Origin of the sequence: Kribbella sp. NPDC050820, assembly GCF_040653975.1 — a bacterium.
Lineage (GTDB): Bacteria > Actinomycetota > Actinomycetes > Propionibacteriales > Kribbellaceae > Kribbella.
Map to the genome: position 1 here is coordinate 1 of NZ_JBFAHB010000149.1, position 6,866 is coordinate 6,866.

The 6,866-nt window shown below is 70.7% G+C and carries 8 protein-coding genes; 3 read left to right on the plus strand and 5 right to left on the minus strand.

Translation table 11 applies throughout. The features are described from left to right. Positions 1-593: 593 nt before the first annotated feature. The 3 genes from AB0H36_RS47710 to AB0H36_RS47720 all read right to left on the minus strand — a co-directional run bounded on the left by AB0H36_RS47710 (position 594) and on the right by AB0H36_RS47720 (position 2,863). On the minus strand, positions 594-1,691 hold the full coding sequence (locus AB0H36_RS47710) for a lysophospholipid acyltransferase family protein (protein ID WP_360538933.1): 1,098 nt from the start codon (positions 1,689-1,691) through the stop codon (positions 594-596). Then, positions 1,684-2,691: an NAD-dependent epimerase/dehydratase family protein gene (locus tag AB0H36_RS47715; RefSeq protein WP_360538936.1), complete on the minus strand. Its 1,008-nt coding sequence runs from the start codon at positions 2,689-2,691 to the stop codon at positions 1,684-1,686. The genes AB0H36_RS47710 and AB0H36_RS47715 overlap by 8 nt, the downstream gene beginning before the upstream one ends. Positions 2,692-2,761: 70 nt before the next feature. Then, entirely contained in the window at positions 2,762-2,863 is a 102-nt protein-coding gene (locus AB0H36_RS47720; protein ID WP_008356322.1) for an AURKAIP1/COX24 domain-containing protein, read from the minus strand. Between the two features lie 111 nt (positions 2,864-2,974). On the opposite strand from AB0H36_RS47720, the gene AB0H36_RS47725 reads away from it, so the two are divergent. Next, a complete protein-coding gene (locus AB0H36_RS47725; protein WP_360538939.1) occupies positions 2,975-3,637 on the plus strand; it encodes a class I SAM-dependent methyltransferase in 663 nt (220 codons plus the stop codon). Here AB0H36_RS47725 and AB0H36_RS47730 read toward each other — a convergent pair. Beyond that, positions 3,634-3,828, minus strand: coding sequence for a hypothetical protein (locus tag AB0H36_RS47730; RefSeq protein WP_360538942.1), 195 nt, complete (start codon positions 3,826-3,828; stop codon positions 3,634-3,636). The two genes, AB0H36_RS47725 and AB0H36_RS47730, sit on opposite strands and share 4 nt — an antisense overlap. A 126-nt stretch (positions 3,829-3,954) precedes the next feature. Between AB0H36_RS47730 and AB0H36_RS47735 the strand changes: the two genes are divergently transcribed. After that, positions 3,955-4,173, plus strand: coding sequence for a hypothetical protein (locus tag AB0H36_RS47735; protein ID WP_360538945.1), 219 nt, complete (start codon positions 3,955-3,957; stop codon positions 4,171-4,173). On the opposite strand, the gene AB0H36_RS47740 is transcribed toward AB0H36_RS47735, so the two are convergent. Further along, positions 4,164-5,963 (minus strand): BTAD domain-containing putative transcriptional regulator, encoded by a 1,800-nt coding sequence (locus AB0H36_RS47740; RefSeq protein ID WP_360538948.1) that lies wholly within the window; start codon positions 5,961-5,963, stop codon positions 4,164-4,166. The genes AB0H36_RS47735 and AB0H36_RS47740 overlap by 10 nt on opposite strands. Before the next feature lie 51 nt (positions 5,964-6,014). Between AB0H36_RS47740 and AB0H36_RS47745 the strand changes: the two genes are divergently transcribed. Further along, positions 6,015-6,866: alpha/beta hydrolase (locus AB0H36_RS47745; protein WP_360538950.1), on the plus strand; the 852-nt coding region annotated here is incomplete at its 3' end.

Sequence of the window (6,866 nt, forward strand, 5' to 3'; positions counted from 1 at the left end):
GTTCCTGTTCCTCGACAGCTCAGAAACCTAGACAGAGAACGGCGTGCGCCGCTCAAGCCGCGCTCAACCACCCACACATCCGTCACAAGAGCCGGATATCCACTCGAAGGTGCGGTTCTCTGCTCGTATGAGAGGGGAGAACCCAGCACGGCATGGGATATCCCCTCGAACGCCGTGGGGTCGGCGGGGCGCGCCGTGGGGTCGGCGCGGGGGCGATGGGGTGGGGGTTGGGTCGGCGCGGCGGTTTGGTCGGCGGGGAGCCGCGGGGTGGCGGAGGGCCGTGGGGTCGGCGCGGGGCGCCGCGGGGCGGTGGGGTCGCAGGGGGCGCCGCGAGGCGGTGGGGTCGGCAGGGATCGGCGGGGGCGCCGTGGGGTCGGCGCGGCGGTGGGGTCGGCCAGGGACGATGGAGTCGGCGCGCGGGCCGTGGGATCGGCGGGGGCCGCAGGGTGGCGGAGGGCCGTGGGATCGGCGGGGGCCGCAGGGTGGCGGAGGGCCGTGGGATCGGCAGGGACCGGCGCGGGCGCCGCGGGCCGGCGGGGTCGGCGGGGCGCGTGGGGTCGGCCGGGGGGGTGGGGTCCGGCGGGGGCGGGGGGTTAGAAGAAGACGCTGCGGCGTTGCATTAGGAGGGTGTAGAGGGTCTGCTGGATGGTTTCGCGGACCTGGTCGGTGACGTTGAAGACCAGCATCGGGTCGTCGGCGGCGCCGTCGGGGAAGTCGTCGGTGCGGATCGGCTCGCCGAACTCGATCAGCCACTTGGACGGCAGCGGGATCAGCCCGAGCGGCCCGAGCAGCGGGAAGAACGGCGTGATCGGGATGTACGGAACGCCCAGCAGCCGCGCCAGCGACGCGATGTTGCCGACCAGCGGGTAGATCTCCTCGGCCCCGACGATCGAGCAGGGCACGATCGGCACCCCGGTCCGCATCGCCGCGCTGACGAACCCGCCCCGGCCGAACCGCTGCAGCTTGTACCGCTCGCTGAACGGCTTCCCGATCCCCTTGAACCCTTCCGGCCACACGCCGACCAGGTCGCCGCGCCCGAGCAACCGCTCGGCGTCGTCGTTGCTCGCCAGCGTGGCCCCGCCCTTGCGGGCCAGCTCACCGACGAACGGCGTCTGGAACACGAGGTCCGCGGCCAGTGTCCGCAGCGGCCGGTGCGCGTGGTCCGCGACGATCAGCTGGGTGACGAGCCCGTCCAGTGGCATCGTCCCGGAGTGGTTCGCCACGATCAGCGCGCCGCCGTCCGACGGGATGTTCTCCACCCCGCGCACGTCGACCCGGAACCACTTCTCCGCCATCGGCCGCAGCAGCGGCAGCAGCACCTGGTCGGTCAGGTCGGCGTCGTACCCGAATTCGTCGACCTCGTAGCTCCCGCTCAGCCGCCGGCGCAGGAAGGCCAGCCACTCCGCGACCCGGCGCTCGCCTTCGTCGCCGAACAGCTCGCGCACCACTCGCTCTAGCCCGGCGAAGTCGAACGCCGCCGGCGCTTCGAGCACCGGGATGTCCTCGGCGTCCGGCACGACACCGACCGGCTCGGGCGGCGCCTCCGGAGCCTTGGCGCGGGCGGGCTTCCTCCTCCGCTTCGAGGACGAGCCGGCGAGCGCGCGGGCTGCCGCGGAGGGCGTCGTACGGCGGCCACTGCCGCGGCCCGGCCGCCCGCCGGTACCGATCGGGATCACCTCGGCGTCAGCCACGCAGCGCTCCCAGCCCGGCGCCGAGCAGGTGGGCTGCCTGCGACACCGCGCCCGGCCCGAGCGAAGCGCGGAAGTCGTCGAAGGCCCCGGCCGTCGTGTACGCGGGCTCGAACCCGAACTCGGTGCGCATCCGCGTCGTGTCCACGGCCCGGCCGTAGGTCAGGAAGGTGATCTGGTCGGGCGAGAAGTCCGCGAGCCGCGCGCGCCGTACGGCGGCCGCCGTGCTGGACGCGGTGAACGAGGGCAGCCGCAGGGCCGGCCGGCCGAGTCGCCGGATCGCCTGGGACAGCGCGAGGATCCCGTCGCCGGCCAGGTTGAAGGTGCCGGGCAGGTCGTTGACGGTGGCGTGGTGGATCGCCGCGACGCCGTCGTCCTCGTGCAGGAACTGGAGGCGTGCGTCGTACCCGAAAACCGTCGGCACCACGGGCATCGAGAAGTACCGGGTGATCGGGGAGTCGGTCCTGGGGCCGATCCAGTTCGCCATCCGGAGCGTGGAGACGCAGACGTCGGGGCGGCGCCGGGCAAACCCGCGCACGTACCCCTCGACCTCGACCGCGTCCTTGCTGAGGCCGGTCTGGTGGATTGCCCGCGGCGCCATCTCCTCGGTGAACATGGCGGGGTCGCGTGGACCCGCGCCGTACACCGTGGTGGACGACTTCACCACCAGCTTGGCCACGCCGGGCGCCTTCTGGCAGGCGGCGAGCAGCTGCATGGTGCCGATGACGTTGATCTCCTTCATCGACGACCGGCCGCCGGCGCTGCCCGGGGTGGCCACGACGCCGGTGTGGACGACCGTGTCGACGTCCTCGGCGGCGATCACCTTGGCGATCACGGGGTTGCGGATGTCGGCCCGGACGAACCGGACCCGGCCCAGCTCGGCCCGTGGCGGCACCACGTCCACGCCGAGCACCGTGCCGATCGACGGGTCGTCGGCCAGCCTGCGGGCACAGCGAGCGCCGGCGTCTCGCGAGACGCCGGTCACCATCACCACCTGTGCCACGAGAGACCCCCAGCCAGACAGCAACCCCACACTGCACCGCGCCGCCGGGTGCCGGCGCGGCAGGAACTGCTTACTTGCCGAGCTTGCGGCGCTGAACCCGCGTCTTCTTCAGCAGCTTGCGGTGCTTCTTCTTCGCCATCCGCTTACGGCGCTTCTTGATAACCGAACCCACAGTGGACCTTCCAAACCTAAAGAGAACGTCGGCAAAGCTTACCCGTAGGTCGTCTGCTCAACCTAAAGCAGGGAGCTGGGTAGGCTGAAAGCTCGACCCGGGGAGGCTGGAATGAGGGCTCGCTACGACGGCCTGGCCGACTGGTACGAGGAGCGTTTCGTCGCCGGCGCGGAGACCCACCAACCGGGTCTGCTCGACCTCCTCGGCCCTGGATCCGGGCCCTGCCTGGACATCGGATGCGGCACCGGGCGCAACTTCGAGACCATCCGCGCGACCGGCCGGGAGGTCGTCGGGGTGGATTTCTCGACCGACCAGCTCCGGATGGCCCGGACCCGCACCGATGGCCCGCTGATGGTCGCCGACGCCGCTGCTTTGCCCTTCGCCGACGCATCCTTCGACACCGCGATGGTGATGTGGATCTCAACCGATGTCGACGACTTCGGGCAGGTACTGCGGGAGGCGACACGGGTGTTGCGACCTGACGGTGTGCTGGTCGCCTACGGCGTACACCCGTGCTTCAACGGCCCGCACGTCGTCTACAACGCCGACGACGGCAGCCGGCTGGTTCACCCGAGCTACCGCACGCCCGGGTGGGCGGAGGAGTCGCCCTGGTGGGCCGAGGACGGCATCCGCCGCCGGGTCGGGATGCGCCACATCCCGCTCGCCGAGTATCTCAACGCGTTCCTCGGCACCGGCCTCGTCCTCGAGCACTTCGAGGAACCCGGCGGCTTCGAGGTCCCGCACGCATTGGCGGTTCGCGCGCGCCGGGGTTAGGCGGCCTTCCGGACCGGGAGCTGGATCGGGTCGGTGAGGACGGCCAGGTGGGGGCCGATCGCGGTGCGGGTGGTCGCGGTGGACTGGTCGGACGTGGTGCTCGCGTAGGCGGCCGGGGTGAAGGCGACGGCGGCGAGGCCCAGGCTGACAATGGTGCCGGCGGCAACGGTCTTGACGATCTTGGTGCGCATCGGGTGCTCCTGGAAGGTCCGGGGCCGGGACTCGTTCCCGGCGATGACTCAATCCTGGTCGCCCGTACTGCAACGGCCCTGTGAGCATCCTGGGAGCTTCCTGGGAACGACGGTACGCTCGACGACATGGCCTATCTGGTGTTCCTCGGCGGGCTGGCCGTCGTACTGGCCGGCCTGACCTGGTTCGCGAAATGGGCCAAGCGCAGTGGTCACGGCTCGGGGGTTGCAGGCGCGTTGGCCGCGCACGACGAGGCCTACCGGACCACAGCACACCAGTCCCACCACGAGCTGCGCGTCGCCGCCGAGCGCAAGTCCGAGACAGGCTCGCCAGACGACTACAGGTAGTCCGCGATCGGGCCGAGGGTGAGGAGGCCTGAGCCGGCGGACAGCTCTGCGGCTGCTGGGGTCAGGGCGGCGCGGGCTCGGGCCAGCAGTTGTACGTCGTCGCGCTCTCGGGCAGCGTGGACGGTCAGGCACCACAGGGTCTCGAGCAGCAGGCCTGGTGGCGACTCGGGGATGTCATGGGTCGGGCGGACCCACGGGCTGTAAGGGCCGTAGTCGAGGTCGGGGACGGGCAGGCCGTGGCGCAGGTGATGGCATGCGAGGGCTAGGGGTAGCAGGCCTTGCTGGAGGCCAGGCATGCCGGCGCCGTCGAGCAGGTCTGCTGCCTTGCGGTAGGCGGGCTCCGTGTCCTCGCGCATGGCGCGGTACCAGGTGGTGAAGACGCCGACCAGTGGAAGCTCGTGCCTGGCCGCCAAGGCGTCGGCGGCTGCTGCATGGTGGTCGGCTGACGGGAAGTCGTCGAGGGCGCTACGTGACTGCAGGCGGATCAGATGGCCGAGGACCTCATACATGAACAGCCCGTGCCGCGCCGACAAGTCCACCAGCTCCACACCGATGGCATCACGTTGAGGTGCAAGGCCAGCGCGATGGCAGGTCTGCATCCAGACAGCGTTGAGTACAAAGGCGAGTAGCGCCGGATCGTCAAGCCCGCGGGCGATTTCCTCGGCCTCACGCGCCGCGTCCGCTGCACGTGGTGCACGCGATCCACGCGACTCCAGCGCGATCGTCGCAAGGAGGCGTGCTCGCGCAGCCGGGTGGTCCTGCGTCCGCAGGGCGCGCTCCGCCGCGGCAACGATCGCGGCCGCCTGGGCCTCGTCGTCCGACCGCGTCCAGATCGCAGGTACGTCGTACGCGCCGATGACTCTCGCGGTCAGGTCTGCATCGCCGAGCTCCTCGGCTGCAGTGACGGCGGCGAGCCGGTGGCGGCGTGCGGCTTCTAGTCCGCCGCCTCCGGTGACTGCCAGGTTGCGCAGCAATCCCACCGTCGACTCCAGCCGCACACGTGCGCCCGCTCCCACAGTGCGGTCGTACGCCGCGGCCGCCTCCTCCCACACCCGCCCTGCCGACGCAGGCGCCAAGTGGTCGGCCTGGTTGAGGATGTCGGTCTCCAAGCGGTTCAACGCCGTACCCGGATCGACACCGAGCTGGTCGACCAGCATCGAGCGAGCGCGCCGCAGTACGGCGAGAGCATCGCCCTGACGACCAGTGCGGTAGAGCGCGAGCGCCAGCAGCCGCCATGCGTCTTCACGCCACGGGTGCTCGGTCACATGTGCGTCCAGCTCAGGCACTGCCTCGGCGGCAAGGCCGAGCGCTAGTAGCAACTCTGCCTGGCGTTCGACGGCTCGCAGTCGAAGCTCGGTGAGCCGCGCGCGCTCTGCCTGCGCCCAGGTCTCGTCCGCGAAGTCGGCGTACGCCGGACCGCGCCACAACGCCAACGCCTGCTGCAGTTCGGGCAGTGTGCCGCCTGCCGCCTTCTCGAAGCGCCACGCGTCGACAGCGTCCGTTCGCAACGCATAGCCAGGCCCTTCGGTCACCAGCAGGCGTGCCGGCGTACGTGGCGCTCTGTCCGGTTCAAGCGCACGACGCAGCGAGGCGACAAAGGTCCGTACTGCGCTCAGCGCGCCGTCAGGCGGGTCGAGCCACAGATCGTCCACCAGACGAGTCGCCGGTACGACGCGGCCGCGGGCAACGATCAGTCGGGCCAGCACCGCCCGGTGCCGCGGGCCTTTCAGGTCGACCGGCTGCCCGTCGTCGTCCCAGGCCATCACCGCCCCGAGCACCCCGAACTCCACCCGCCCACGGTACTCATCCAACACTCATCTGCGTCCAGGAGGCTGACCGTCATGAAGATCAAAGGATTCGACTACCACCGCGTCCCGGCCGCCGACGGGGTTGCGCTGAACGTCGCGGTCGGCGGCTCCGGTACGCCGATCGTGCTGCTGCACGGGTTCCCGCAGACCCATCTGATGTGGCGTCACGTGGCCGCCGACCTGGCCGCGGATCACACCGTCATCTGCCCGGACCTGCGGGGGTACGGCGCCAGCGACAAGCCGGCCGACGACTACGCCAAGCGGACGATGGCGGCCGACATCGTCGCGGTGGCACGCGAACTCGGGCACTTAACGTTCGCCCTGGCTGGTCACGACCGAGGCGCGCTGGTCGCGTTCCGGGCCGGTCTCGACCATCCGGACGTCATCACGCACCTGATGTGCCTCGACGTACTGCCGACCCTAGACATGTGGGACGTCATGCGCGGGACCAGCGCCGCCGTTGGCTTTCACCTGTACTTGATGGCGCAACCGCCCGGCCTGGCCGAGACGATGATCGCCGCCAGCGCGGACGCGTTCTTCGGCCACTTCCTGACGCTCTGGGCGAAGGACGACTCCGCGATCCCCGCCGACGTCCGTGCGGCGTACCTGGCTGCGTGTCGCGCCGCCGTCCCGTCGATCGTGGCCGACTATCGCGCCTCGGCGACCGTCGATGTCGACCACGACCAGGCTGATCTTGCCGCTGGCAACAAGTTGCGGATGCCACTGACCGTGATCCAGCAGGACTGGGGCGCGGCGCTGGGCTTCGATGCCGCCGGCCGGTGGCGAGCCTGGTCGGACGACCTAGACCACCAGACGACGTCAGCCGGCCATTTCATGGCCGAGGAGTCCCCAGCCGAAATCACCACTGCAATCCGAGCACTCCTG